This is a genomic window from Kitasatospora sp. NPDC056531 (assembly GCF_042794375.1).
Classification (GTDB): domain Bacteria; phylum Actinomycetota; class Actinomycetes; order Streptomycetales; family Streptomycetaceae; genus Kitasatospora.
Genome location: NZ_JBHTTU010000306.1, coordinates 1 through 2,039 on the forward strand (window position 1 = coordinate 1; position 2,039 = coordinate 2,039).

General features: G+C 70.0%; 2 protein-coding genes and 2 pseudogenes. All 4 read right to left on the reverse strand.

Features of this window, described 5'->3' with window-relative positions:
- Nucleotides 1–492: 492 nt before the first annotated feature.
- Nucleotides 493–890, reverse strand: a pseudogene (locus ACFQ87_RS45890) (iron chaperone).
- A gap of 207 nt (nucleotides 891–1,097) precedes the next feature.
- Nucleotides 1,098–1,184: pseudogene (locus tag ACFQ87_RS45895) on the reverse strand (hypothetical protein); the annotation flags it as partial.
- Nucleotides 1,184–1,426, reverse strand: a complete 243-nt coding sequence (locus tag ACFQ87_RS45900; protein ID WP_380616994.1) for a CBS domain-containing protein — start codon at nucleotides 1,424–1,426, stop codon at nucleotides 1,184–1,186. The pseudogene ACFQ87_RS45895 and the gene ACFQ87_RS45900, both read right to left, overlap by 1 nt.
- A 52-nt stretch (nucleotides 1,427–1,478) precedes the next feature.
- Nucleotides 1,479–2,012: a flavodoxin family protein gene (locus ACFQ87_RS45905; RefSeq protein ID WP_380616993.1), complete on the reverse strand. Its 534-nt coding sequence runs from the start codon at nucleotides 2,010–2,012 to the stop codon at nucleotides 1,479–1,481.
- Nucleotides 2,013–2,039: the final 27 nt, after the last annotated feature.

The window sequence follows — 2,039 nt, forward strand, 5'->3', positions numbered from 1 at the left end:
ACCCCACCCAGATGGGAAACGATCCGAACCGATCCCGCAACCCGTGGATCACACAGGATCGCTTAGCTGATCAGAGACGCTGCCCTGGTCGCCGGCCGAGCCGAGCCAGTCACCGCGGTTGGCGCCGAGCGGGCGGGTGAGGATGTAGGCCAGCCAAAAAGGAGAGCACCGCGCCGACCCGGTCGAGCACGGCTTCGCGCACCTGAAGAACTGGCGCGTCGTCGGGAAGGTCCGCGCCGACCTGAAAACCGTGAAGTCGCCCACTGACCGACGATCTCCGCCGAAGTCATCCGCCCATGACCAGAACGAGTACGCCGACATCGACGCACGCCAGGACTTTGACCTGCAACTTCACGATGCACACCGCTCAATGCCGGGCCGAGCGCGTCGTTGGCGGGCAGAACTGACGCGTCCCGGGCTCGCCTTCCTGCGGGACCGGCCAGGCCGTGGCGGCACGTTGGACTTTCGCTGCTGATTCCGCCGCGGCCGGCCTCAGTCCGCCGCCTTCTTGACAAGCGCGCTGATGCGCTCTTCGTCGGCTGCGGTCAGCTCCCTCACGGCGTAGGCGGTCGACCACATGGCGCCGTCGTCGAGTGCCGCCTCGTCGCTGAAGCCAAGCGTGGCATACCTCGACTTGAACTTCTCCGCGCTCTGGAAGTGGCAGACGACCTTGCCGTCTCTGGCGTACGCAGGCACCCCGTACCAGAGCTTGGGCGCGAGGTCCGGAGCGGTGGTTTTGATGATCTCGTGGATCCGCTCGGTGAGGACGCGGTCCGCATCCGGCATCTCGGCGATCTTGCGAGCACGTCCCGCTCCGCCGCCTTCTGATCCGCCCGGGACGAACCGCGCCGCGCCGCCGCTTTCTTCTCCTCGCGTGCGTGCTCCTTCATCGCGGCCCGGTCCTTGGCGGTGAAGCCGTTGTACTCGACCGTACCGGTCAGCGTGACGACGCCGTCGTCGGCCGGGAGCCACAGCGTGTCGAGCAGGACATCGCGGATGATCTCCGCGCGGATCTCGGCGTCGTCACGCAGGAAGGGCCGCAGCAGATCTGCGCGGCTCACGATGTCGGCCAGCTGGCCCTCGTCGTCGACCACCGGCAGCCGCTTGAGCCGTCGGCGGTCCACCACCCGGGCGGCCTCGCCCAGGGACCAGTCGGCCTTGGCCGTCACGACGGGGCCGGTCATCAGACCTTCGGCGAGCTCGGCCTCCGCGAGGTGGCACCGGCGCGGGTGGAGCCGGCGGGCGATTGGGTGGTTCTCGTCCAGGAGGCGGACTCCTTGCGGACCAGGTCGGCCTCGGACACGAGGCCGACCGGGCGGTGCCGCTCGTCGACGACTGGCACGGCGGAGACGCCGTGGAGGTGGAACAGCCCGGCGATCTCCTTGAAGGTGGTCTCGCGGTGGGCGACGACCACGCCCCGGGGCATCACGTCACGAACGGTGCGCTGCTGCGTGGTCTCCCTTTCCGGGACGGGCCGGTCAGACCAGGTGGGCGCCCCAGGCGCGGGCGCGGTCGAGTTCGCCGGCGCGCAGTGGGCCGTCGGCGCCCTCGACGATGAAGCCCTCGGGCTCGGCGACCACGTCGTAGTGGTGGCGGGAGAGCCGCTGGGCGATACCGTCGGCGGCGCTGCCGGCCAGTGGGGTGCCGACGCGGGTGTCGAACGCGGCGGCGTAGGTGCCGGGTTCGGTGTTCGGGAGGTCGTGGAACCAGGAGCGCAGGCCCGGTCCCTCGGCGGTCGCCCGGGCCTCGGCCGCGGCGTCCTCGTGGCCTTCCTTGTGGTTCTCGGCCGCGACGGCCATCCGGCGGCTGAGCCCGGAGGACATGCCGTGGATGTGGGTCGGTCCGCCGACCACCAGCAGGTCCGCGGTGCGGGTCACGTCGGCGCCGGCTTCGGCCACCGGGAGGCAGTCGACGGACGCGGTGGGGTCGGCTTGGTGGACGCCCTCGGCGATGGCCTCGGCGATCTCCCGGGTGTTGCCGTACATACTTTCGTACACGATCACGGTGTGCATGGTCTCCACCTTCCGTCATTACCAGGT